The organism is Prevotella rectalis, assembly GCF_900607215.1.
Lineage (GTDB): Bacteria > Bacteroidota > Bacteroidia > Bacteroidales > Bacteroidaceae > Prevotella > Prevotella brunnea.
In genome coordinates this window covers 370,495-397,405 of the sequence record NZ_LR027822.1, presented here as the reverse complement: position 1 = coordinate 397,405, position 26,911 = coordinate 370,495, and the positions used below count along the sequence as shown (strand labels likewise).

The window sequence follows — 26,911 nt, the reverse complement described above, 5'->3', positions numbered from 1 at the left end:
GCCATTGCATTGCTCATGGGCATTTTCGCTGACGAACAACTCTCGTTCATGATACATCAGGGAGTTCATGATTAATGACTGAAGGGTAACAAAACCCTCGCTGCTGCTTGTGTAATTCGAAAGAATTTCCGAAATTTGCGAATGTGTAAGTTTCATTTTTTTCTTTTTTAAAGTTATCAAATACAAAGATAAGAAAAAAGAAGCTTACACACTTTTATAGGACAGTACCATCACCTTGATTATCAATAGGTTGCAAAGAGTGTTTTAGTCCCTTTTTTGTTATGTGATTTCATGGTGATGACGAGGCGATTTTTCGGTATCTGATGCCCGATGGTTCGGAATCAGAAATCCCCCGGCAAACGATTCTTTTTTCTGTGGGTGCAGGGCACTCGCTGTTTCAAAAATGAAAAGGCAGCGACCTTTGTCAATGGGTCGCTGCCTTTTCTATTCTGGTTACACACTGCGCAACCGGCTCTCATGGATTGTGAAACCGATTGGCGGGTGTGAGATTATTCATTATTTGAAAACAACTTTCTTGCCGTTTACAATGTAGATGCCATGCTGTGGATTCTTCACACGACGGCCCTGCAGGTCGTAGATTACCTTCTCTTTCGTTTCGTTTTCAGTTTCAATTTCGTTAACACCGAGTGCTTCATTGGTCATAAACTCTATGGTAACCACCTTTTCAATGATCTTGCCATTGCTGTTAATCTTGATTGTAACTGTCTGCTCGCCGTCAGGTTCAACCAAAGGATTGATAGACAAATAACCATTAACAATCTTGGCATCAAAGAGATCGGCATCGCTAATTTCTTTCACTGTCATGATGATAGAAGCTGGCAAGTTGTCTTTGTCTTCAACAAAATCATCCAACTTGATGTTTGTTCTCTTTGTATTGCTAACAGGAATGACACCAAGGTCTTTTGCAGTAGGAGCAAAGTTGTCGGGGAATACGGGCAATGACGGGAACCAGTAGTTGGCAATCATTGGGTATTCTTTGATGATGGTACCGGTTGTGTCATATTTTCTCAACGTATAGCTTTGGTTACCGAAGTCTTGATACAGGCTGACGTACAATTCGTCTGTAACGGGGTGTACACGCATGGAGCAGCCGTAGAGTTTCCATGGGTCATCGATTGCGATAAATTTAGTACATTCCTTCTTGTCGATGTCGTACTTGAAGATGGTCTTGTTGCTGAACCAGCTGCTTTCGCCACCATTCCAATAAAGAACGTTCTGCTGTGTGCTTGCGCAGAAGCCGTCAGGAGTCCACGCATACCAAGAGTTGGCAGGCCCGAACATACCTTCCGGAAGGGCGATAACTTCTTTCTTGTGTGATTTCGGATCCAGCTTAACAATGCGTGTGTCGGCCTTACCGCTTCCATTTTTATCTGCAAGACTGAGCCACAAGTTTCCGTCTTTGGAAAGAACCACAGAGCCGAAGCCCCAGCCTTCCTCTGCCGGAATCACCTTCCTTACCTTGTCTGTAATTGCATCGATGACAATCAAGCCTTTGGTTTGATGTACGGCATATACTTTGTTGTCAACGCGAACCATGTTGCCAATCTGTCCGGAATAAAGGTCGGTGGCACTGCCTTCGGCACCGCTGATTTGTCCTTTGATTTCGTTGGTGGTTAAATCCAAGATATAAATACCGTTGGTTGTGCCGATGTATGCCTTGGTTTCATCAACGCCAAGGAACGAACGACCGTCGGCAATGCTCTTGCCTTCGCTGTTGGTTGCAAACGTAGTCAGTTGCTTCTCAATCTTCAGGGTCTTGGCATCGGCAATAGTCAAACGACCACCCACAATTGATGCACCTGGATCTTTCTCCTGCTTCGAGATGATGTAGAATTTATCTCCGTAGATGGTACCATACTGCGCTGTTGCTCCCAACTCCTTGCCCGGATTTTCTTTCTGAATGACACGGTAAGTCCATTCTCCATCGTTGCTAATGAAGTTAAGCGTTGAATTCTGATGGCCGAACCAGTCCTCGTTTACGATGAAAACACCATTGGTGTAATCCACCGGAGCTTCCGCAACTGCCTGGCAGGCACCGCTATGAGTTGGTTTTGTATAATCGATGACATTGCCTAACAGGTCTTTCTTTGGGAATAAAACACCTTCGTATGTAGTGTTGGCAGGTAAGTTGTTGAATGCTTTTCCCGTGCTGATTACAACATACTCTTTCAAGTCGTCATTGTATGTCAATGGTTTAAGATCTTCACCGACAATGTCGGTTGATGACAAGTACTTGTTAGTTGCAATAGTGTCTTTTGCATTATTATGTTCTGATATACCACCTTCAATGATATTGTGTCCAAGGAGTTTGAATCCTTTCATATTATCACGCTTCAGAATGGTGTTTCCGCTCTTTGCCTTAATTTTATTGTCTTGGAATACACTGTTCACAATTTCGAAAGAGCCGGGGTTTGAAATTCCAATGACTGCGTTGTAAGCGTCATTTCCAACAAAAGAGCAAGAACTAATAAGTCCTTTTGTGTTTTCTGCTTTTCCTGAGGCATTACCAAAAAACTCTATAATAGGTAATCGTTTTGTTGCAACTGAAGTGTTGTTTGAGAAACGACAACCTATCAAATTCAATATCAATTTATTCTTCAAATTACCATTAGCTCCGATAACAGCATCTGCCTTAGCCTTGCAATTATCAAAAGTACAGTTTTCGATTGTTGCCTGAACAGCAATAACCTTAATTGGCGTGGTACAGTTCTTAAAATTGATATTCTTAATCTTAACTACAGATGGTGCACTTGTAGATGTATAAAAACCAAGTGGCATTGTATAATTAACGAATGTAACTCCATTGCCGTTGATAGTAATATTTTTATTAGCACCGAAAGTGGAAGAAGTCGGAGTTATTTCTTTACCGGCAAGTGCGGGGTCAAATTCGATTACATCGCCATCTGCCGCATTTACGACTGCATTCTTAAACTCAGCGTAAGTTTTTACTATTGTGGTTTTGCCCGGAGCTTTATTTGTCTGCGACCGAGCTTGGGTTGTTTGGGGAGCAACTTCGGATGCGTTAGCGATAGGAGTTACATATTCCAATTCTCCCGACATGTCGTTGCTATACCAATTAACCATATCAGACATATACACCCATCCATCTACAGAACCGTTAGATAAATGTCTTGAAGAAGCCCCTACACTTGAATAAGCGTAAGGGGTAGAGAGGTCGTCGGTAGTCCAATAACTCCAATAGCCATTATACCAACCTGCTCTCCAATGGTCTAAACTGTCGTTAGAGGTCCAATGGTCAAAATCGTAGGTTGAAGTGTTGTACAATCCATCTGTAAGGCTGTATGACACTCCATTTTTTAAAAGTGAGATGTTGCCGTTTCCGTTGAGGTCGAAGCCCATACCGCCTATTGCGGTACCATACTGTGTGCCTCCGTAAACGAGCATGTAGAAACGAGGATCGGCTTTTGCAATAGCCTTCAACATCGCTTCGCCTGTTCCTTCTGCCTCGGTGGTCCAAAGATACTTCCAAACGAGATTTTTGTTGCTACCTTTACCATCATCCCATTTTACAACGAGATACGAGATGTTCATACCACTTCCTACCTCGTAAAACTCTCTTCCTGTGTCAATGCCCGGAAGAATGTCATTGTTTGGCGTTGCCCTTAAACTCGTTTTTGCTTTTTTTACAGAGCGGGACACGCCTTGTACTCTGATACTTTGTGCTTGCATTGCCGTTATCGACAGCAACGCAACCAAGAAGATGTAAAATCTTTTAATCATAACTATAAGTTTTAAAATTATTGGTTGATATATCTATTCTTATTTGATAACTATCTTTTTGCCATTTTGTATGTAAATGCCTCTCTTCGGGTGTTCTACCTTGCGTCCTGTCAAATCGTAGAAAGCACCATCGTATTTCCTTTCAGCCTGTGGCGCAGTGATGCTTGTCGGAATGATGATAGGGTTGTCATCGTAGCCCGGTATCAAGTGCAGGTCTTCAAAACCGGCAACCTCTGTCGAGGTCTCGCCCAACCAGCCACAGTATTGGAAAATGCCTGTGTAAACCTTTATGAAGTTAACTTCCGTCAGGTCCACATGCTTTCCGTTCTTATCTACTGCCCAGTCGAGATCGAATGTGGCAGCGTCTTCTTCGTTGGTGGAGCCATCCACGTAGCCGTAGCTGTCTTTTGAGTAACGATACAGCACCCAATATCTGCCAACGTGCGATTGGTCGATGGCATTGTTGGGCAACTTGCTGCCGGAGAAGGTCATTGTCTCTCCCTTTTCCCAATAAGGCCAATAGGTCTGGGCATGGAAAGAGTTCTTCATGTGATAGCCCGTAGAATCTTTCTTTACACCGTTTTCCGTCCATGTGGCTTCCCACTTGATGTAGTTGTCGTATGTGGACCATTCTTGATTGTGCTCTCCTGACTCTGCCGTCGGCTTGTGATAGGTGATGGTGAAGTCGAAAATCTGCCGACCTCTGTAGTATTCCGATCCTGCCAATTCATACCATTGTGCTGTTTCCACATTGTCGCCCACGCCTACATAGACGATTCCCGGCTCAATGCTTCCGCCTATTGTCTCCTTTCCATAGACCGGATCGGCATTGGCATAGAAGCCGTTGCCCAAGATGCGGAGGTCGGAACCTTTCTTGTTTTGTACGGGATGGTCGAACTTTACGGTTACATACCCTCCGTAAGTGCCAAGATGAACCATTTCCTTGTTGTTGAGGTTTTTAGTTGCCCTTTGACAAACTTCCTCGTGCGTGGTGGTCTCATCGGCATTAGGAAGCGTGTTGACAAACTGTCCCGGTGCGGGATGATACTCCAACACTTCTATCTCCTGTGTTTGAGCTGTTGCTGTTAATGTTGCCAAGCTGAATAAAATGCTTGTGTAAACCTTTCTTTTCATTATCTTACTTCTAATTGTTATATAAATAGGTAGTTATACTTTTCTTTCCATATCATCTATCAGGCCTTTACAGGATTCATCATCTTTGTGGTAACTTTACAAGATTCATCATCGGAGAGCCTTTTATCTCCGATGACAAACCCTCAAGTTATTTCACAAATACTTTCTTCACTGTACCATCGCTCATACGAATAATCTGAATCCTTCCATTTCTTTTGTTTGTTTCTTGACCGGATAAATTATAGCGTTTAATTTCCTTGACATCATTGTTCTGAACATTCTCAATGCCATTGGTAGTACAGTTGAGCTTTATGGTTGCGTAAGCTATCTTTCCGTTGCTGTTGATTTTTATCTTCACAAATTCTTCAGATGTAAACTTTGTCTTTGGAGTTACGATGAGTTCCCCATTCTTTATCTCAGCGTTGAATTTGCTATTGTCGCTCACTTTCTCAACAGTCTTTACCATTGCTGCATCCATATTGTCAGCATCATGTGCCAGTGTTGAAAGGGAAATCTTTATGGAAGCCTCATCGGTATCTATATTCTTTATGCCCAAGTCATTGGGGATTGGTGCCTCTACATCGGGGAAAACCGGAAGAGATGGGAACCAGTAGTTCTTTATCATGGGATACTCCTTAAGCATTTTGCCGTCTTTGTCGGTTCTCACAGTCTTGTAGGTGTTGTCGGCAAAGTCTCCTTTGAATAGCGACATGTACAAATCTCCGGTTATGGGGTGTGGACGCATGGAGCAACCGTAAAGCTTCCACTTCTCAGGTTGCTTGTCAAGGTCGATAATATTGGTTACCGTGCGAGTATCAACATCAAACTTGAAAATCTTACTATTGCTGAACCATGAGTTCTCACCCCCATTCCAATAAAGTGCATTCTCTACATTGGAGGCACAGAAACCGTCAGGTGTCCATGCGTACCATGATGATGCAGGGGGATAGTTTCCGGTGTCGGGGCTAATGTAAACGACTTCTGTCCCAAAGCTAATGGGATCGATTCGCACAATGAATGGCAACATATTGCCATAGCCGTCTTTGTTCAAAGTAACAGAAACCCATAAGCTGCCATCTTTTGCCATTACCAAAGAACTGCCAACACAAGGCTCGGCGTCATCTTTCAGTTTGGCATTCTCTGCGAGATATTCGTTGAATGTGTCTATTAGCGACTTCATGTCAATCACCTTAATCACCTTATCCGTAGAGGGGTCTATCACAAGAACGCCGTATTCCTGATGAACAGAGAATACATAGTTGTTAATCCGAACCATGCAACCTGACTGTCCCCAGTAGAGTGCCTTGTTGCCTGGATTGGCATTGCCACCTGTTCCTGAAGCTGCGAATGGATTTTCAGTGCCCTTTATTTGACCTGTTACTTCCAAAGTATTACTGTTGAATATCCAGATGCCATTGCTCGTGCTGATATAGACTTTGTTCTCATCAACTCCTAAACATCCACGTCCATCGCAAGTGTTCCCCGAAGGGTCAATCTTGTCCAATTGTTTTATAACTTTCATGGTTTTGGCATCAGCAACCGTGATGCGTCCACCTTTAATTTTGGATCCCGGGTCTCGTTCCTGCTTGGCAATGAGATAGAACCGGTCGCCATAGATGATGCCGTGCTGATTGGTACAGCCCAACTCCATGCCCGGATTTTCTTTTTGGATAACACGGTAAACCCATTCTCCTTTTTCTGTGAGGTAGTTGACCGTGGAATTTTGATGACCGTACCAGTCTTCATTGACAAAGAAGACTCCGGTGGTGTAGTCTATATCATCTGTCTGTGCCAATGCTCCTGTTGTAAATGCCGGGAACATCGTCAGTAGCAGAAATAACCTGATGAGTAGCTTCTTTTTCATAAGTTTAATTTTTTATGATGGAATTGTTTCGCTAAATATTAATTTCCTGGGATTGGGTCGTCAGGTACTCCATTGGGTTCCTTGATGTGAAGATCCTCTCCTCGGCAAATCTCTGTGCTTGTTTCACCAATCCAACCGCAATACTGATTTACTGCCGTATAGACCTTTACGAAGTCAATACCAGGCAGGTGGACAGGCTTCCCATTCTTATCCACAGCCCATGATATGTCAAAGCTGCTTAAATCCTTAAATTCAGCCGGGTGATTATCCACGTATCCCCATTCGTAGGAATAGAGTACGTAGTATCTGCCTTGCCCACTCTTGTCCACTGCATTGTTTGGCAGTCGCGTGCCGGTAAATGTCAGTTGATCGTTGGCAACCCACTGTGGGAAATATGGTTGGGTATGGAAGCTGTTTTTGGCAATATAGCCACTCTTCCCCTCTGAATCTGTCCACGGCACGTATGTCAAATCGGTCAGGAAGCCAGAGTCGTCTTTCACCGGTTTCTTGTTTGGATCAGGTCGTGTGTAAGTGATGGAATAGTTATGAATGGTTGTGGGTTTATAATACTCGCTACCCGCCAGTTCGTACCATTCATCGTCAGGTTTTCCATTCATGTTGGTGTCGTAGGAGACCATTACGATGCCGGGCTCGCATGACCCGCCCTTCTTTTCCGGTTCAATAAGCTCGTAAAAGGCATTGCCTTGGATATAAAAGTCTAACGCATCAGGAACATTCACTACAGTATGGTCAAACCCAAATATGATGTATCCTCCAAAGCCTCCTAAGGATACCAATACATCGTTCTTTCCTGTAATGCTTTCTTCCGCTCTGATGCGCATAGCCTCTGCATTGTCCCCATTTAAATATTCGGGAATATAATTTACAAATTGTCCCGGGGCCGGCATATACTCATAAACATGGCTAATATAGCGGCTGTATTCTACTTCCTCGTGCATCACGTTTACTTCAAAATCGTGGTGGTAGGGGGTGTTTGGATCAATGACTTCAAAAGTTATCTTGTATTTTCCCTCGTCTTTTGCAAGGAAAATATAGTCACGTTGAGTACTTAAGAGCGAGTCTCTGCCATCGGGCAGGTGTAGCGTCCACTTGTATTCTTCGCCGGTAAACTCCGAATGGAGTCCCAATTTCTGCATTCTATAGATGTAATACGTGTCATCTATTCCGAGATTCACCATAGCAGGGTCTTCCGTACAGCCTGTCATGAAGAACGAAAAGGTTGCGCAGAGAATAGTTATGAGATATAGTTTTATTTTGTTCATTTTCGAGTCTTTAAAAAACAAATGTGTGCAGGTATATCCCCGGTGCGGACACTCCATTTTCGTTTGCCATTCCGGTCGAAACAATAGAGCGTACCGGACGACACGTAATTCTTAGCATCGGTGACGAAAATATCGCCCGTCTCCGGGTGAATGGCTATGCCATAGGGGATTGTGATGTCTTTTTCGCTTCCATCGGTGATGAAGTTCTTGCTCACCACTTTCTTGGTCTTTATGTTGATGATTCCATAATTTATTGTGTTTTTCTGGGTGTAGTTGTTCCATTCAGTTGCATAATAATAAAGGGAATCTCCATAGAAAGCCATGTTTGAGCATGCTACCGGTATGGTATCGGTAACAATCATCTGATTGTAGCCCGGTCTTTTGGTCAGGACAAAGAGACGTGAAGGCACATTCTCGTAGTTACCACGAGAAGTTACCCACAGTTTCTTGTACTTGTCTTTCTTCAGTCGGTGGAGGTTGATGCCCACAGGTATCTGTTGAACTTGTTTGAAGTCCTCCATTTGTATGACCGACACAGTATTGTCGTAAACAGGTGGGCGGTATCCTCCGGAGTTGGCAACATACATATAGTCATCGATTATTTCCATTTCTTCAGGTTGATATCCCACAGTCACTTTTGCTTTCACCGCCAAAGAAGTCGTATCAACCTTATATACTGCGCCTTTGGGTGCTGTAGGGTCGATGAGTACCGGTCCGACGTATGCGCTGACATACGCCGCACCCTTGTAAAACCTGATATAGCGGCAGTTGGGGATGTTTACTTGCCCTATCCTGACACCTGTACGAGCGTCCAATACCTCAACCTTGTGTGAGCAATTGACCACAACATAGAGCTTTGAGCCGTATATTTGTATATCGTTTCCCACATCTCCTAATTCCTTGATGACATTAGGATTTCGTTCCGCGTAGAAATTACGTGCGTAGAGTCCTGTCTGATAATCGAAGTAATCCAAGGTGCATTTGTTGCTTCCCATGTTTCCTTCGTTCACAAGGTAGAAACCGCGCACTTTGCTGTTCGGAAGAGGTGGATCATTGATGATGTCGTATTCGGTGGGCACTACCAATTCGTCCTCTCTGCAAGAGTAGAATACGAACATCGCTAATATCATGATAAACCAAAATTTCTTCATAGTCTTTTATGTTAGATTTCCACCATTACAGTGAACCGATAGTTGCGCTTGGGCATTGGATAGTTGATAATGACATCATAATCTTGCGAGAATAGATTATTGACTTCCAACAATCCCCGCATGTTCACGTTCCTTATTCTGAAAGTCTTTGAAAGAGATACATCGCTTGTGTACCACGGTTGTGTGTAATTGTAGCGAATGTTTTCTTGCTGGTTGTAGCGTTCGCCCACATAAATGAAACTATAGTTCAAGTTCCAACCTTTGTACTCTGCATTGAAGATGGCACTACCCGAATGGTGTGGAATATAAGGAATCTGGTCCCGGTAATAGTTGTCAGCGGGATTGGTGACATCGATTGCATGTTGGTAGGTGTATTGGGTGCGCAGCGTGAGATAAAGGTCTTTGATGGGATTGATAGTTGCTTGGGCAGAAGCGTCAATACCTTTGATTTCCACCTCGCCAAGGTTCAGCATTGTCCAACGGAACTGTTGCCCTTTGGGATAAGCCACGATTTTGTCTTTCACCTTATTATAATACGCATCAACGCTGAAACGAAGATTGGTGAAGAATCGTTCCGGCGACTGGTGCTCGTAGAGCATTCCTACATTGTATTGGGTTACGTGTTCGGGGTTCAGTTTAGAGTTTCCCATGTCAGCATAATAAAGGTCGTTGAATGTGGGCATACGGAAACTTTTCTTGTAGAACAGACGGAAAGAGAAATCCTTCGACTTGAATGGGTGGATGGCCATAATCACGGCAGGTGTGAACACAAATTTATCGCTTGGAGCTTCCTGACCGTCGAGTGCATCGTGGATATAAGTCGCCAAACCGCTTGCCTGTAATTTTATCCAATCTAAATGATAGGCTGCTGCCAATGACAGCATGTGGGTTTGTCTGGTAGGTTTCGCAAAACCATAAACGTTCGCATCGAGCGAGTTCCATTGGAAGTCATAGCTGGCAGAGGCTTTCAGCTCCGGAAGGAAAGAATACATGTTGGCTGACGAAAAGTAAACTTCCCGCTGTTTGTAGAGGTTGTCTATCTTTATCTGTTTGTCATCGTTGTTTACGTAGTGGGTACGATAGAATGAGTATTTCCCTTGGTTCAGTGTTGTAAATTTATTGATGGTATGGTTGAAGCTGAATTGTGCGAATGAGTTGGTGTCCCAAATGCGCTCGCCTCTGCGCCAAACATTGTTTACAATTGCACCGGGAACTCCACGTTCGGAGTTGTAGTTATATAGTTTCGCATGCCAGTCGCCATGGTTGGTACGTCCGTTCAGGTTGAGTTCCAGACGAGTAGCGTTGATGTCTCCGTTTTGTCGTATTGCGGTGGTGTCGTAGGCCAATTCGCCAGCAGGATTTACGCGGCGATAGCGAAACTTGTATTTGCCGCTTGCGTTTATCCACTCCGTACTGAGCTGAGCATTCAGCCTCTCGTTGAGCTTAAGCTCTACGAGTGCCGAAGGATTGATGAGGTCAGATGAACCTATGCGTATGGTTCCCCGTGCATGATAGCTCTCTTTGTGGGCAAACACCGGAACTCTTGTTCGTATATACACAGAACCAGCCGAACCGAAATCTTTAGCTGCTTGTAGTATGTCGCTTTTCTGACCGTTATAGAGCGAGATGGACTCTATATTGTCGAGTGAGAATTGCCCCAAGTCTATCTGTCCGTTCTGCGCATTTCCCAGTTGAATGCCGTCGTAGGATATTCCCATGTGGTTGGTGCCCATGCTTCGGATGTTGATGGTTTTGATACCACCGACACCGCCATAGTCTTTCAACTGTACACCAGAGAAATAGCGTAAGGCGTCAGCAACATTTAGAGAGTTCATGTTGCGCAATTCCTTTCCGTTAAGTTGCTGCGATGGAACGACTGTTTTTTGCACATAATTGGCGACAATGGTAACCTCCTCCAAGTGATGAAGGCTGTCCAATTTACTCTTTGTCTTGATCTCGTTTTGAGCAATTCCTCCTAATGCGATACTAAAAAAAATAATCAGTAAAAGACCTCTTCTATACATATATATATTCTTAATTGAATGCGACAAACTGTACTTCCGCGAGGTGTGAGTGCGAATTTCAGCTGTGGCAAAATCAAAGCGTACTACAAGTAGTCAAATAAAGAAACAGAAATTGTTAGTGAAAATACTATTTGCTGTTGCTCTAACCGAAACCCGCGGCAGCTTTCTTGATTGGTGAACAGGTATTCTGACTTATCCCTATCTCTCTGCTCCTTCTCAGTTGTTGGTGCAATCAATGGCTTTGTGCAGCGATAATAATTAGGACTTACAGCAGCAGGCACTATTCCGGATTCACACCGGATTCCCTTTAACCGCATAGCTCGTGGCATCTTTATGCTTGTTGCGGTTCATTCACAGGTGCAAAGGTAATAAATATCAAGTAAATGCGGAAAAATAACGAGGACATTTTGAAATGTAGGCTCATTTTTCTGTGTCTTGCAAAATCATGAGGAGGGTAGCGGATGCCTGTTCTCGATGGTTGGATTGTAGTATCGCTCTACGCTGCTTTTGGCGATAAAACGAATAGAAAAACAAGGTTTTGAAACACGGTTTGTAATTGATTGTAAACCAGTATGTTAGCAACTGCTTTTCAAAAGGTTAGCTTTTGGACTCCATTTGGTCATCAAACGAGTGCCAAAAGGTTAGCTTTTGCATCGTCATTGCTGACCTATTGCTCACGTAGCGTTTTCCATCGGCTCATGATAGACAAAATTACGACGTGGGATGTCGGTGGTAAATGTGCCGGATAGTTGTTTTATATGATAATGTTATGCCTGTTGAGAATAGTTAAAAAATGATGTTTATGTTAAATAATGATAAATATATAGAATTAATCCCTGATGTTATGGATTCTGGTATATAAAATGAGTAATTTTGCAGACCGATTATTTCCGAGGGCGTTCTTAGAGCCCTCAGCGTGGGTGTGTTAATAGTGATGGCTTTTGGCCGAGCCGCACGGTTAGAGAATCGTCCGCGCAACAAACAAAAACGTTTTTTAGTAGTAAAAATTTAAATTTAGAAATGGACACTTTAAGTTACAAGACTATTTCCGTAAACAAGGAAACAGCCAAGAAAGAGTGGGTTGTAGTTGATGCTACCGACCAAATCGTAGGTCGTCTCTGCTCTAAGGTAGCCAAGCTGCTTCGCGGAAAGTACAAGCCAAGTTTTACTCCGCATGTGGATTGCGGAGACAATGTAATCATTATCAACGCGGAAAAAGTAGTTTTCTCCGGCATGAAAGAAACGGATAAACTTTACACTCGTTATACCGGTTATCCCGGCGGTCAGCGCTTCAATACGCCCGCCCAACTTCGCACTCGCAAAGGTGGTGTGGATAAAATGCTTCGTCACACCGTTAAGGGTATGTTGCCAAAGGGACGTCTCGGTCGCCATTTGTTGGACAACCTTTATGTGATTGAAGGCTCCGAACTCAACGGACTTGAGGCACAGAAGCCACAGTCGATTGATATTAACCAGTATAAATAAAAGGTAAAGATGGAAGTTATTAATACAGTTGGACGCCGTAAGAGCTCTGTAGCTCGTATTTACCTCTCTGAAGGTACCGGCAAAATTATAATCAATAAGAAAGATTTAACGGAATTCTTCCCATCGGCTATTCTGCAATACGTTGTGAAACAGCCCTTGCAGTTGCTCGGTGTAGAAGGTCAGTACGATATAAAGGCAAATCTCTATGGTGGCGGTTTTACCGGTCAGAGTCAGGCACTTCGCCTCGCCATTGCCCGCGCACTTGTGGAGATTAACCCGGAGGATAAGAAGAACTTGAAAGATCATGGATTCTTGACACGCGACAGTCGCACGGTTGAGCGCAAGAAACCGGGTCAGCCCAAGGCACGTGCTCACTTCCAGTTCAGTAAGCGTTAATCTTTTGAAGCGTATCCGCCAAATGTCGAATGCAACTTTTCGGCTTTTCACGGCATACAATTCAATTGCGGTTTAGTATCTAAACAGATGAGATTCCAAATCGGGGACTACTCATCGGTTGATTCTAACAAAGCCTGGCGAAGCTTATTCGCCAAGAAAGAATTAAAAAGAAAGTAAACAAACAAAAAGAAAAAACATGTCAAGAACAAATTTTGACCAATTATTGCAGGCTGGCTGTCATTTCGGTCACCTACATCGCAAGTGGAATCCGGCTATGAAGCCATATATTTATATGGAACGTAACGGCATCCATATCATCGATCTTCACAAGACAGTGGCTAAAGTGGATGAGGCTGCTGAAGCACTCAAAGGTATTGCCAAGAGCGGAAAGAAGATCTTGTTCGTCGCTACTAAAAAACAATCTAAGGACGTTGTTGCTGAGAAGGCAGCATCGGTTAATATGCCATACGTGAACGAGCGTTGGGCCGGTGGTATGCTTACCAACTTCCCCACCATTCGCAAGGCTATTAAGAAAATGACGAACATCGATAAGTTGATGAATGACGGTACTTTCTCTAACCTCTCCAAACGCGAACTCTTGCAGATTTCACGCCAGCGTGCTAAGTTGGAAAAGAACCTTGGTTCCATTTCCGATCTTACCCGCCTGCCATCGGCTCTCTTCGTTATTGATGTAATGAAAGAACACATTGCCGTAAAGGAGGCAACTCGCTTGGGCATTCCTGTGTTCGGTATCGTGGATACGAACTCCGACCCTCGTAATATCGACTACGTAATTCCGGCAAACGATGATGCAAAGGACTCCGTAGAGGTAATTCTCGATGCGTGCTGTGCTGCCATCGCTGAAGGTCTTGAAGAACGTAAGGCTGAAAAGGCTGACGAGAAAGCTGCCGCAGAACAGGCTGAAGAGGCTGCTGAGGCAAAACCCAAACGTGCTCGCAAAGCTGTGAAAGAAGCTAAGGCGGAAGCCGTTGCGGAAGAAACAGTCGCAGAAGCTCCCACAAAGGAAGAGGAAGCTCCCGCTGCCGAATAATAAGAGTAATATTTTGGGCATTGGTGAACGATGGCGAGTCGTCGGCGACTTGGTACCGCTCATCAACGCCCACATTTTTTAATTATAAATCTAAAGAAAAAAAAGAATATGGCTGTATCTATTGATGATATTAAGAAGCTCCGCGCCATGACCGGTGCCGGTCTTGCAGATGTAAAGAAGGCTCTTACCGAGGCAGAGGGCGATTTCGACAAGGCAAAAGATTTGCTCCGCGAACGTGGTTTGGCAATCGCTGCAAAACGTTCCGACCGAGAGACTTCCAATGGTTGCGTTCTCGTGAAAGCTGTTGATGGCTTTGCTGCTATGGTGGCTGTTAAGTGTGAGACCGATTTCGTTGCCAATGGTAAGGATTTTGTCGATATGGTTCGTGAAATTCTCGACGCTGCGGTTGCAGCTAAGGCTAAATCTCTCGATGAGGTGAAGGCATTGAAATTGGCGAACGGCGAGGATGCCGCAAGCACCGTTCAGCAGCGTTCCGGCATCACGGGTGAGAAGATGGAACTGGATGGTTATAACTTCATAGAGGGTGATAACCTTTCTGTCTATGACCACATGGGCAAACACACGCTTGCCACCATCGTTCAGCTAAGTGGTAATAATGAGGATGCGGCTCACAAGATTGCCATGCAGGTGGCTGCCATGAAACCGGTGGCTCTCGATGAGGCTTCCGTTCCACAATCGTTAAAAGATGAGGAATACAAGGTGGCTGTTGAAAAAACAAAGGAAGAGCAGGTGGAGAAAGCTGTTAACTCGGCTATCAAAAAAGCCGGCATCAATGCCAACCTCGTTGATAGCGAAGAGCACATTGAGTCGAACATCAATAAAGGTTGGCTGACTCGTGAGGACGCCGACAAAGCACTCGAAATCAAGAAGACTGTGGGTGCGGAGAAGGCTGCCAACCTGAACGAGAACATGATTCAGAATATCGCTAAGGGTCGTTTGAACAAGTTCTTCAAGGACAATTGCCTTGTTGATCAGGAGTTCCAGTTTGGCGATGGCGATAAGATTAACGTGGCAGACTGGTTGAAGAGTCAGGATAAGGACCTTAAAGTGGTTGCTTACAAACGCTTCACTCTCGCTGCGGAATAAGCTTTTCCTTTACTGAGGATATAAAAAAAAGGAGTTGTAAAAGTGCAAATCTCGACTTTTACAACTCCTTTTTAAATATAAAAAGTGGCAACTTGTTTCTTCTTTCTTTTTCGCTGCCACTTCCGTACTTTCCGATTTAATCCGTTTGTCTTTTAATCCGGTTAGAATTTTATTCCGAGCGTTCCATATACGACGTTCATCTTCGGCATTCCCGAGGTGCGAGTGTTGATATGGCGGTAGCCCAATCCCAAGGTTGGGGATATTCCGCGCAGAATTTTCCAGTTGATGCTGAAGTCGTAGGTGGTGGCTTTCAGCTCCGGGTTGCCTACAGTGGTACCTACAGCAAATCTGGCATCTATCGTTCCCATGCTCCCTTTATCGTCTTTTGTGTCGAACAATATCGTACCCAAGCCGCCACCTAACGTGTTCGATGAAAAATGAGTTTTCACATCGCCGGATTTGTATAGATACTTTTCTCCTTCAATCTGCGCAAATACAAAAAGTTGAGGAATGATGTCGTAACCGATGTTGGCTTTAAAACCGATTTGGTTCATGTTCTTGCTTGTTGAGCTACCAACTGTCGCCACTTCAAATGAAAATCTGTTCGCGAAATTTGACGATCCTTTTGAGTTGCTTTGCGCACCTGCCGTTAAGGCGCAAAGGAAGATGAACAATGTTGTTGTAAATTTTCTCATAATTCAATAAATATTAAGAATGTTACTCTTTGTTTCTATAATATACATTTCATGTTAATGCCATTATCCGTCCAGTGCTGCATATTTTTAGGTGGAATATAGCATTTAATGATGTTGCAAAGATAAATAAAAAAAATGAATACAAAAAAAACAACAATATTTTTTAGTGTAAAAGTTATAATTTATCATTTAACCTAAATCGTTTATTAAGATTTCTCAGTATTGTATGACAGTGAGAAAGCTCTTTATCTTTTCCCAATGACGTCCTAATCACCACGAAATTATATTACAAAAACCGTATCAGGGACACGCTTCATAAACTGTTGATAATCAAGGTGATATTGATTTCGATTTAAAAGCTTAGCTTTTGTGCTCCAATTCATGACCTTTTGCATTGTAAAAGCTTACCTTTTGGAAAGCAAAAGCTAAGCTTTGGATAGATGAATGATGAAAATTTAGGACATTATTGAACATTTCCCATATCGCCGGGAAGGATTTTCGCATTTTCAATGCCCCGGCTAAATAAAGAGAATATGCTTGTCTCTCGTCTTGCCCTATCAGGCGCAGGTCTTGATACATGAAGTTCATGGCGCATGGCTTTTAGTTGGTAAATTGCAGAATAACAAACCCATATAATTGAATATTTCTAATGGTAGTAGAACTACAATAGTTTCTAATGAGCGCAAACTTAGAGATTGGAGGTTAAGCTTTAATGTTATTCTGTAAAATGATATTTATATAAGTTGTTCTTTATAGCCTGTTTCATCCTCCAAATGATGACAATCGTGATTAGTTTATGTGTGGCGCATTCGGCAAAGGATAAGTTTTTTGGAGATGATTTCCTTATTTTCGTGCAAATTACATATCTTTGTAGCGTTGTGAAGCATGGAGGGTCTCAAACCGATGGATAAGAAATTATAAACATCATTCAAAAGCATTTAAGATGAAAATATTCGCGATAGGAATGAATTATTCCGAACACAATAAATCGTTGCACGGCACGTTATCAAAAACAAATGAGCCGGTGATATTCCTAAAAGCGGATTCCGCACTTTTAAAAGACGGTAAACCGTTTTTCATCCCTGACGACATGGGGCGGATAGAATACGAAACGGAAGTCGTGGTGCGCATTTGTAGGTTGGGAAAGACCATCCCGGAACGCTTCGCACATCGGTATTACGATGCCGTTACGGTGGGGATTGACTTCACGGCACGCGAATTGCAGAAGAAATTGAAGGAGCAGGGACGCCCGTGGGAATTGTCTAAGAGTTTCGATGGGGCTGCCGTCTTAGGCAGTTGGGTGGATAAAGAGAGGTTTCTTGACATACAAAGACTTCGCTTTCATCTTGATATCAACGGAAAGACCGTGCAGCAAGGCTGTACTTGCGATATGCTCTGCAAAATAGATGAAGTGATTAGTTACATCAGCCGTTACTTCACACTCAAGACCGGAGATATATTATATACCGGATGTCCCACGGGTTGCGGACCAGTGCGAATCGATGATCATCTTCAGGGGTATCTGGAAGAAGAAAAAGTGCTGGATTTCCGTTGTAAATAACAATGAGAAACAGATGTCCGGCTCTAAAAAAAGAAACAAGAAATGAAGCGTTCGATACTTGGAATTTTACTACTAATGTTGTGTGTTACTGTAGATGCACAGCGGCAACGGTTTTTTAATCTCACTGTTGAGGATGTTACCATCGACTCTGTTCTGCCTCATTTTACTTATTCTATTCCCATTGGAGAGAATTATGCCGACTCCACCTATCGATTGGAGATAAGGTATCCCGAGTTTATTGATATGAGTCCTCAAGACATTGCGCGGTATGAGATTCTGTCGGACAAGGTTCCTCCGGCTATGCCTGAAATTGTGCAACAAATGGTGGTGGAACGAAAAAAGGGAGCGTTAGAGTTCTCGCTCGTTCCGATTGTGGAACGAGAAGGAAAGAAGCAGCTTTTGGTGAGCTTTATGATTGCACTCACGTCGAATCCCATTGCAAAATCGAAAAGCGTGCGTGGTCGCTCAACTCGAGAGCCTTCTTCAGTGGCATCACGCTATGTGCCCCATTCCGTGCTCGCGACAGGTAAATGGGCAAAAATACGTGTGCCGAAAAATGGCATCTATCAGCTCACCCCCACTCTTGTGAAACAAGCGGGATTTTCGGATGTGAGCAAAGTGAAGATATATGGCTATGGAGGAAATCTTCAGCCCGAAAAATTGACCGCTGAGTTCATTCGGAATACCGATGACTTGCGGGAAGTAGAGAGCTGTATTGTGGGCGGAAAGCGACTTTTCTATGGGCGCGGTCCGGTGAGTTGGGAGAGCAAAACTTCCGTAAAACGCGTGCGAAACCCATATTCTCAATACGGATATTATTTTCTTACCGAAGATGGGAAAGAACCATTGATTATCGACTCTGCAACATTCCTTACAGCTGTCTATCCTTTACCGGAGGATTATCACACGCTTCATGAGGTGGATAATTTTAGTTGGTATCCCGGAGGGAGAAATCTCTTTGAAGACACACCGATAGCTGTAGGGAAATCGCATACTTATGTGCTCCCTAATGTTGCCAATGCCACCAATGGGACATTGATGATAGGAGTTACTACGGGAAAGAATACCACCGTGGTCGGAGTGGAAGTGAATGGTGAAAACCTTGGGAATATAAAGATAAGTCCGAGCAACTCCTTTGATCGTGGCTACGAGGTGGAGCGCACTTATAATTTGAAACACCTAAGAGCGGTGGATTCCGTTAAGGTTTTTACGATTTCCGGAGGTCCGGCAAGGTTGGATTATCTTGCCATGACTTACGATAAGCCCAAACCGTCACCTCAATTGACACACGACACGTTTCCCGTTCCGGAGTACGTTTATAACATTACGAATCAAGACTTACACGGACATGGCAGTGCGGATATGGTAATCATCATTCCAACGAGTCAGAAACTCTTGAAACAGGCACAGCGTTTGGCTGCCTTTCACGAGGAACACGATGGGATGACTGTGCGCATAGTGCCGGCGGATGAACTTTATAACGAGTTCTCAAGTGGGACTCCGGACGCGATGGCGTATCGTCGTTATTTGAAGATGCTTTACGATCGTGCGACCACCGAAGCCGAGATGCCTAAATCTCTTTTACTTTTTGGTGATTGCGTGTGGGACAATAGGATGCTCACTGCAGACTGTAGGCAGCTCAACCCCGATGATTATCTCTTGGCATACGAAAGCGAAAACTCATTTAGCGAAACCGATTGTTACGTCAATGATGGATGGTTCACACTGATGGATGATGGGGAAGGTGAGGATTTGTTGAGTCGGGATAAAGAAGATATCGGTGTGGGACGTTTTCCTGTCTCCAATGTCTCCGATGCGCAAATTATGGTGGATAAGACCTTGAATTACGCTATCAATAAAAATGCAGGAGGGTGGCAGAATGTTATCATGTTCATGGGAGATGACGGAAATGACAATCTTCATATGCGTGATGTAAATCAAACAGCAGAAACCATCATGAAGACTTATCCGGACTATCAGATAAAAAAAGTTATGTGGGACGCTTATGAGCGCGTTACCTCATCAACGGGAAATTCTTATCCGCAGGTTTCTTCCATCATAAAGCAACAGCAGGCACAAGGGGCTCTCATCATGGATTATGCCGGGCACGGATCGGAAACACAAATCTCTCATGAGGCAGTATTACGCATTAATGATTTTTCCGGTTTCACCAATGAGAATTTACCTTTGTGGATAACGGCAAGTTGCGATGTCATGCCTTTCGATGGTACTTCCGCTACGATAGGCGAGGAAGCCATGCTTAACCCGAAAGGTGGTGCGGTGGCTTTTTGGGGAACCACACGTACGGTGTATGCTAATTTTAACAAATCCATCAACACCTCTTTCTTGAAGCACGTTTTAAGCATTAAGGATGGTGAACCAACAACATTGGGAGAAGCTCAGCGATTGGCAAAAACAGAAATGATAAATACCGGACGGGACAGAACTCGGAATAAGTTGCAATACTCTTTGTTAGGCGACCCGGCACTGAAGCTGAATCTTCCATTATATAAGGTGATTATCGACTCTATCAACGGAATGAACACAGAGGGGAATAATGAAATCATATTGCGAGGTGGCGCAATAGCAAAGGTAAAAGGACGCATTGTGAAAGAGTTGGGCAAAGAAACCAATTTTAATGGATTAATGTCGGCAAAGGTTTTTGATACACGCGAACTCATCACCTGCAGGCAACAAGAGGAAACTTCCGAGACGGCATTTACATATTATGATCGCCAGAAAATGCTGTATAGTGGTACTGATAGTGTGCGTAATGGGGAGTTCTGTTTTACATTTGCCGTTCCGCGCGATTTGAATTATGCGGAAGGGACGGGAAGGATCAATATTCATGCGGTGAGCGATGATCACTCTATGCTCGCACATGGCTCGGAAGAAAGGTTTTATATCAATGGCACGGAACCCGTGAACAACGACTTGATTGGACCATCTGTTTATTGCTATCTCAATTCTCCTACTTTTGTTAATGGGGGGAACGTAAACAGTACACCATATTTTGTGGCGGAAATCACCGATAAGGATGGTATTAACGCTTCCGGAAATGGGGTGGGACACGACCTTCAACTCGTCATCGATGGAGATGCGGCACGCACTTACAAACTCAATGATAACTTTATGTTTGACTTTGGAAATTATAAGAAAGGTCGCACCCATTTTAATATTCCCGAATTGCCGGAAGGAAGACACCAATTAAAGTTCCGTGTGTGGGATATTCTTAACAATTCCTCTACGGCGGTGCTCGACTTTAACGTCGTAAAAGGTCTGACCCCGGATATAGAGAGCATCGGATGCACTCATAACCCGGCTTCTACGCAGACGACATTTATTATTACTCATAACTTCGTGGGGTCGGATGTTACCGCCGAGGTGAATGTATATGATACCACCGGGCGATTGTTGTGGAAGCGAACAGAGCAAGGAACATCGACAGACAACACATTTACCATTGATTGGGACTTAACGATTAATAGTGGGGTTCGGTTGAAAACTGGAGTTTATCTGTACCGAGTGCGTTTAAGTATAAGTAATGGTGGGGTTGTAAAAGAATCAAAAGCAAAGAAACTAATAGTAATAAACAATAATTAAGTTCGTTCGTACGTTGTTATGATGGTACTTTTCTCTTGGAAAGAACATTACAACAAGCGAATAAAGAAATAAATAGAATGAATAAATCTCTAAGAATAATAATTTCCCTACTTTTTATCAGCTGCTATGTCTCTATATATGCGCAAGATAAAAAGGATATATTCAATCCCGTTCATCATGCCGTAACCTCGCAGATGATAGCTCCTGATGCACGAGCGGCGGGTATGGGCGATGTGGGTGTAGCGACCGATCCCGATGTTTATTCCCAGTATTGGAATCCTGCCAAATATCCATTTACCATCTCTCGTGCCGGAGTCTCACTGAACTATACTCCTTGGCTCAGACAATTGGTAAACGACATGGACTTGGCATATCTGGCGGGTTATTATCGTATAGGCGATTATAGTGCCGTGTCCGGTTCGGTTCGTTATTTTTCACTGGGTGAAGTCTCGGCAAGCAGCAGTCAGGATGGAACCAACGACATGACAATCAATCCTTATGAAATGTCGCTCGATTTGGCTTATTCGCTGATGTTGAGCGAGACATTCTCTTTAGGTGCGGCTGTGCGATGGATCTATTCCGACTTGACATATAATTTCACGGAAGACACAGCACCCGGTTCAGCTTTTGCGGCTGATATTTCGGCTTATTACCAAAACTATCTGAATATAGGCAGTCGCGAATGTCAGTTGGGATTGGGCTTGAACATTTCAAATATAGGTTCCAAGATTTCTTTCGGAGGCGATAGTCGCTCCGAATTCATCCCTACCAACTTACGTTTAGGAGCCTCGTTGATGATACCTTTGGATGAATTCAATCGCTTCACGATAGCTGCCGATGCCAATAAGCTCTTGGTTCCCACCTATCCACAGCGCGGTGCGGACGAGTCGGAAACCGATTATCAGGATCGTTTGCAGAAAGATTATTACGATGTTTCTTCCATCTCCGGCATCTTCAAGAGCTTTAACGATGCACCCAATGGCTTTTCAGAAGAGATGCAGGAAATACAATGGAGCGTGGGAACGGAATATGTCTATAACGATAAATTCTCGCTTCGTGCCGGCTATCATCATGAAAACGCGAACAAGGGGAACAGAAAATATTTCACTGTCGGAGCAGGCTTCCATATGAATGTCTTCTCGCTTGATGCCGGCTATGTCATCGCAACGGCAAAAAGCAATCCACTTGATCAAACTTTGCGTTTCTCCCTTTCGTTCGACATGGACGGTATCAAGGATTTGTTCCACCGAAGATAACTTAATTTAATACACGAGACATGAGTAATTCTGTTGGTAAAATACGAGTAGGCATGGGCTACGATGTTCATAAGCTCGTAAAGGGACGCGACTTGTTTCTCGGTGGCGTTAAGATAGAAAACGAATGGGGATTGCTCGGTCATAGCGATGCCGACGTTTTGATACATGCTGTTTGCGATGCCTTGTTGGGGGCTGCCAATCTGCGCGATATCGGCTTTCATTTTCCCGACACCTCCGATATGACTTTGAATATAGATTCCAAGGTTATTCTGAAACAAACCATCGAGTTGTTGGCTACCAAGGGCTATCGGGTGGGAAATATCGATGCAACCATCTGCGCCGAGCGCCCGAAAATCAATCCGCACATCCCTGCCATGAAAGTCTGTTTGGCTGAGGTTATTGGTTGCGACGAAGATGATATTTCCATCAAAGCCACCACTTCCGAGAAAATGGGATTCGTAGGTAGAGAAGAGGGCATGGCTGCTTATGCTGTTTGCCTGATTGAGAAATGACGTGGTTTCATAAAGGTTTCACTTTTCCTTGTTCTCTCAATTATTGTTGTTCGGAAACCACATCCCGCACTTCTGTTTGCTTCTCCATCTTTTGCGTATAGAGCTTTATATATACGCAAACGCCAAAACTCTCAACGAGCTTTGGCGTTTGCTATGTTTAACCTTTATAATCTTTTCTTGTTCAAAGAGAACCTCACGGTTATCTTTGTCATCCTGAAACGATCTGTTAAACTTTTACCTAATAAAAATAACTAAAAACCTAAATCTATTACTACTAACCTAAACAATCTATTAACCTTTTGACGATGCAAAGGTATTGCGATTTTGTGTTGTTTCCAAATGTTTCTCTGAGATTTTCCGCTTTTTATTTGTTTTCTTGATATAGGTCAAAAATAACAACCTTGCTATCCTGCTTCATGGTCTGTCCTTTTATGACCGGGAAGCAAAATTCTCTCAATAATTTGTTTATTTCGTAAATCAATAGTTCGTTAAACCCAAATCGGTCGTTAGGATTTCTCCGTGTTGTATGGGGGTGAGAAATTCTTTATTTTTTCCACTGTTGCTCTAAATAGTAATTTACGAAATATTCCCATATAGCGAATTTCAGCTAATTCCATAGTTAATCTTTGGGAGACTGCGACCTCTTTTTTATTTGTATTGCCGGTTGTTTCTTCTTCCTCGCCGAGAGAGATACTCTTTTATTGCACTTCGTTTTGAAACTTGTACTAAATATTTTTTGAGCCTCTCACGCAAGGTTACATCAAATCATGAGACTTTACGTATTTTGTTCCAGTGCTGACACATATCCACTTATGTCTCCAATTTGTATTCAGGTGATGGCAAACAGACGCTTGATAGCGTACATTCGACTCGCCCATCACCACGAAATTACATTACAAAATCCACATTCGAGGCACGCCTCATAACCTATTGATAATCAGGATAATATTAATTGCGATTTAAAAGCTTAGCTTTTGCACTCCAATTCATGACCTTTTGCATGCCGAAAGCTTACCTTTTGGAAAGCAAAAGGTAAGCTTTGGATGGATGAATGAAGAAAATTTAGGACATTATCGCACTTTTCCCATATCGGAGAGAAAGAGTTTCGCGTTTTCAACGACCCGGCTAAACGAAGAATATGCTTATCTTTTGTCTTGTCTCGGACAGGCACAGGTGGTGATATGGGTTTGTGGCGTATGTTTTTTAGTTGGTAAATTGCCGAATAACAAACCCGTATAATTGAATGTTTCCGATGGCGGTCATTAGAAAAAAGAACCAAAGTGGTTTCCGATGATCGATTGTTCACAGTAAAGTTTCTGACCATCAACCACTTAACTAATTTTCGTTGAATATATATGGTTAATTAACTCTCTTGCTTTCAAACGATTGCATTAGAATTAACAGAGTATAGTTCTGTTATTTCCCCATTTTGCATTATCTTTGTACCGTAATGCGAGTATTGATTGTAAACACGAGCGAGAAGACCGGGGGGGCGGCAGTAGCTGCCAATCGTTTGAAGGACGCGCTCAACCATAATGGCGTGAAAGCGAAGATGCTGGTTCGCGACAAACTCACCGATGACATCACGGTAGTCGGTCTGAAAGGTCGATGGCGCAATCGCCTGCGTTTCTTGTGGGAACGTTGGTGTGTATTTTGGAATTTGCGCTTCTCTCGCACCAACTTATTTGCGCTGGATATTGCCAATGCCGGTGCCGACATTACTTCCCTCCCGGAGTTTAAGGAGGCGGACATTATTCATCTTTCTTGGATCAATCAGGGAATGCTCTCCCTTTCCGGTATCAGGAAGATTTTAGAATCCGGCAAACCTGTGGTTTGGACTTTGCACGATCTTTGGCCCATATCCTCTATCTGTCATTTATCACTCGACTGTCGTCGTTTTGAAACTTGTTGTTCCCATTGTCAATATCTGCCCGGTGGCGGTTCTGAACATGATCTTGCCTATCGGGTTTGGATGAAAAAGGCAAAACTCTATAAGGAATACGATATTTCGTTTGTGGCTTGCAGCCGTTGGCTTGCCCGGGAAGCTGAAGCGAGCGGACTTCTTGCCGACCAAACCGTTAGTACGGTGCCCAACCCCATCAATACACATTTGTTTAAGCCGGGCGATAAGGCAGTGGCACGAAAGGCTTGCGGACTTCCCACCGGCAAACGCTTGATACTCTTTGTGGCACAGCGAGCCACCAATGTGAATAAAGGCATGCACTTTCTTGTGGATGCCTGCAACCGGCTTGTGGATGCCGATTCCGGAATGAGTGCCAACACCGCCATAGTCATTCTTGGCGGGCGAGCGGAAGATTTTGAAGGACAGTTTCGTATGCCCGTTTTCCCCATGGGGTATATTTCAGATGAGAACAAGATCGTGAACATCTACAATGCTGTGGATGTTTTCGTGCTCCCATCGCTTTCCGAGAATCTCCCCAACACCATCATGGAAGCCATGGCTTGTGGTGTGCCCTGCGTGGGTTTTAACGTGGGAGGTATTCCGGAAATGATAGATCATCGCGTGAATGGTTATGTTGCCCAAGCAAAAGATTCCATCGATCTCGCACGAGGCATCCGCTGGATTTTGGATGAAGCCAATGGCAACGAACTTTCTGTTGCTGCCTTGAGCAAAGTTCTACGCACCTACTCGCGCCATCGCGTGGCCGGGCAGTATATAGAGATTTACGACCAAGCTTTGGCCATGAAAAACTATCAGATATGATTACAATTTCAGTGGTAACCATAACCTATAACGCCGAGAAGGTTTTGCAGCCTACTTTGGAAAGTGTCTTGATGCAAGGCTTCCCTCACGTGGAACATCTTATTGTGGATGGGGCTTCCAAAGACGATACGATCAGGCTCGCAGAAACTTATCAGAGAGTTTCGGAAGAAGCCGAAAATGGTCATGTGGTCAAGATAACGAGTGAGCCCGATAGTGGGTTATACTTTGCAATGAACAAAGGCTTGGAGCGTGTTACGGGCGATTACATCGTATTTTTGAATGCCGGTGATCGCTTCCCTGAAGCCGATACGCTGGAGAAAGTCGCACTCGCTGCCGAAGCCGGTGATGGAGAGGAACGTCCCGCCGTGCTCTTTGGTGATACGGATATAATCGATGCCGATGGTAATTTTCTTTTTCACCGCAGACTTCAACCACCGGAAAGCCTCACTTGGGAGTCGTTCAAGGAGGGAATGTTGGTGTGTCATCAGGCGTTTTATGCCCGAACGGATATTGCCCGGTCTATTCCTTATAACACGGAATATAGATATTCTGCTGATGTGGATTGGTGTATTCGGGTAATGAAATCCGGAGAAGCGAAAGGGCTGTTGCTGCGCAATATTCATGCCGTGGTTGCCCTTTATATGCAGGAGGGACAGACAACGATGCACCATCGAGCGTCGCTTCTTGAACGTTTTCGAGTGATGTGCCACCATTACGGGCTCGTTACAACCATCTTGCGCCATATCCGGTTTCTCTTCCGATAAGGAGAAGTCTCACCGCAAGCCTTTACGACTGGCAACTTCAGATGCAGCATTGCGCGAGCATGCGGATATTGACTGCGCAGAATGAAACTTTTGAAGAAAAATACTCTAAAAAAAAATATTGCTGTCCGGTAAAACTTTTTTGGGGCTATCTGTGTTAGTTAAAATAGACTTAAACTTATTATTTCTTAGAATTATCGGTTATTTTAGGTCTTTTCTTGTCAAAATAAGTGCATTTTATAATGCTTACAGTTTGAAACTGAAAACCAAGCCCCAGGATGAGTAAAACGGCTGCAATACCGATGGATAAAGAGATACAGAGCTTTCAGTTAATTTTTACCGGACAGCAATAAAAAAAAAATGTCGATAAGAGTTCAAATCTTATCGACATTTTTTCTTATTCAAATCTATTGCTGTCCGGTAAAACTTTTTTGGGGCTATCTGTGTTAGTTAAAATAGACTTAAACTTATTATTTCTTAGAATTATCGGTTATTTTAGGTCTTTTCTTGTCAAAATAAGTGCATTTTATAATGCTTACAG

17 protein-coding genes and 1 riboswitch are annotated in these 26,911 nt (G+C 43.6%); of the genes, 10 read left to right on the top strand and 7 right to left on the bottom strand.

The annotated features are described in order from the left end of the window. Positions 1–516: 516 nt before the first annotated feature. The 6 genes from E0E16_RS10000 to E0E16_RS09975 all read right to left on the bottom strand — a co-directional run bounded on the left by E0E16_RS10000 (position 517) and on the right by E0E16_RS09975 (position 11,218). Positions 517–3,762: a DUF5074 domain-containing protein gene (locus E0E16_RS10000; protein ID WP_130830190.1), complete on the bottom strand. Its 3,246-nt coding sequence runs from the start codon at positions 3,760–3,762 to the stop codon at positions 517–519. A 39-nt stretch (positions 3,763–3,801) separates the two neighbouring features. Then, positions 3,802–4,896 (bottom strand): PKD domain-containing protein, encoded by a 1,095-nt coding sequence (locus tag E0E16_RS09995; RefSeq protein ID WP_130830189.1) that lies wholly within the window; start codon positions 4,894–4,896, stop codon positions 3,802–3,804. 148 nt (positions 4,897–5,044) lie between these two features. Continuing rightward, complete coding sequence (locus tag E0E16_RS09990; protein ID WP_130830188.1) at positions 5,045–6,760, bottom strand: DUF5074 domain-containing protein; 1,716 nt, start codon at positions 6,758–6,760, stop codon at positions 5,045–5,047. A gap of 38 nt (positions 6,761–6,798) precedes the next feature. Beyond that, positions 6,799–8,043, bottom strand: coding sequence for a cell surface protein (locus tag E0E16_RS09985; protein WP_130830187.1), 1,245 nt, complete (start codon positions 8,041–8,043; stop codon positions 6,799–6,801). Further along, a complete protein-coding gene (locus E0E16_RS09980; protein ID WP_130830186.1) occupies positions 8,040–9,194 on the bottom strand; it encodes a YncE family protein in 1,155 nt (384 codons plus the stop codon). The genes E0E16_RS09985 and E0E16_RS09980 overlap by 4 nt, the downstream gene beginning before the upstream one ends. A gap of 11 nt (positions 9,195–9,205) precedes the next feature. Further along, a complete protein-coding gene (locus tag E0E16_RS09975; protein WP_130830185.1) occupies positions 9,206–11,218 on the bottom strand; it encodes a TonB-dependent receptor plug domain-containing protein in 2,013 nt (670 codons plus the stop codon). Between the two features lie 160 nt (positions 11,219–11,378). Then, a riboswitch (cobalamin riboswitch) is annotated at positions 11,379–11,588 on the bottom strand. A 650-nt stretch (positions 11,589–12,238) separates the two neighbouring features. On the opposite strand from E0E16_RS09975, the gene rplM reads away from it, so the two are divergent. The 4 genes from rplM to tsf all read left to right on the top strand — a co-directional run bounded on the left by rplM (position 12,239) and on the right by tsf (position 15,257). After that, positions 12,239–12,703, top strand: coding sequence for a 50S ribosomal protein L13 (gene rplM, locus E0E16_RS09970; RefSeq protein WP_130830184.1), 465 nt, complete (start codon positions 12,239–12,241; stop codon positions 12,701–12,703). Between the two features lie 9 nt (positions 12,704–12,712). Further along, complete coding sequence (gene rpsI, locus E0E16_RS09965; RefSeq protein WP_130830183.1) at positions 12,713–13,099, top strand: 30S ribosomal protein S9; 387 nt, start codon at positions 12,713–12,715, stop codon at positions 13,097–13,099. 196 nt (positions 13,100–13,295) lie between these two features. After that, positions 13,296–14,150, top strand: coding sequence for a 30S ribosomal protein S2 (rpsB, locus tag E0E16_RS09960; RefSeq protein WP_130830182.1), 855 nt, complete (start codon positions 13,296–13,298; stop codon positions 14,148–14,150). Positions 14,151–14,258: 108 nt separating this feature from the next. Further along, positions 14,259–15,257, top strand: a complete 999-nt coding sequence (gene tsf / locus E0E16_RS09955; protein WP_130830181.1) for a translation elongation factor Ts — start codon at positions 14,259–14,261, stop codon at positions 15,255–15,257. A gap of 161 nt (positions 15,258–15,418) precedes the next feature. Here tsf and E0E16_RS09950 read toward each other — a convergent pair whose 3' ends face one another. Continuing rightward, positions 15,419–15,952 carry a hypothetical protein gene (locus E0E16_RS09950; RefSeq protein ID WP_130830180.1) on the bottom strand — a complete coding sequence of 178 codons (534 nt, stop codon included), beginning with the start codon at positions 15,950–15,952 and terminating at the stop codon, positions 15,419–15,421. 943 nt (positions 15,953–16,895) lie between these two features. Between E0E16_RS09950 and E0E16_RS09940 the strand changes: the two genes are divergently transcribed. The 6 genes from E0E16_RS09940 (at position 16,896) to E0E16_RS09915 (ending at position 26,373) form a co-directional block, all read left to right on the top strand. Then, complete coding sequence (locus E0E16_RS09940; RefSeq protein WP_130830178.1) at positions 16,896–17,513, top strand: fumarylacetoacetate hydrolase family protein; 618 nt, start codon at positions 16,896–16,898, stop codon at positions 17,511–17,513. Positions 17,514–17,555: 42 nt separating this feature from the next. Continuing rightward, positions 17,556–21,116 (top strand): type IX secretion system sortase PorU, encoded by a 3,561-nt coding sequence (porU, locus tag E0E16_RS09935; protein ID WP_130830177.1) that lies wholly within the window; start codon positions 17,556–17,558, stop codon positions 21,114–21,116. 77 nt (positions 21,117–21,193) lie between these two features. Next, on the top strand, positions 21,194–22,372 hold the full coding sequence (gene porV / locus E0E16_RS09930; RefSeq protein ID WP_130830176.1) for a type IX secretion system outer membrane channel protein PorV: 1,179 nt from the start codon (positions 21,194–21,196) through the stop codon (positions 22,370–22,372). Positions 22,373–22,392: 20 nt separating this feature from the next. Further along, positions 22,393–22,884 carry a 2-C-methyl-D-erythritol 2,4-cyclodiphosphate synthase gene (gene ispF, locus E0E16_RS09925; RefSeq protein WP_130830175.1) on the top strand — a complete coding sequence of 164 codons (492 nt, stop codon included), beginning with the start codon at positions 22,393–22,395 and terminating at the stop codon, positions 22,882–22,884. 1,450 nt (positions 22,885–24,334) lie between these two features. Next, positions 24,335–25,609 (top strand): glycosyltransferase family 4 protein, encoded by a 1,275-nt coding sequence (locus E0E16_RS09920; protein WP_130830174.1) that lies wholly within the window; start codon positions 24,335–24,337, stop codon positions 25,607–25,609. Further along, positions 25,606–26,373, top strand: coding sequence for a glycosyltransferase family 2 protein (locus E0E16_RS09915; protein ID WP_130830173.1), 768 nt, complete (start codon positions 25,606–25,608; stop codon positions 26,371–26,373). Before E0E16_RS09920 ends, E0E16_RS09915 begins: the two co-directional genes overlap by 4 nt. Positions 26,374–26,911 lie beyond the last annotated feature (538 nt).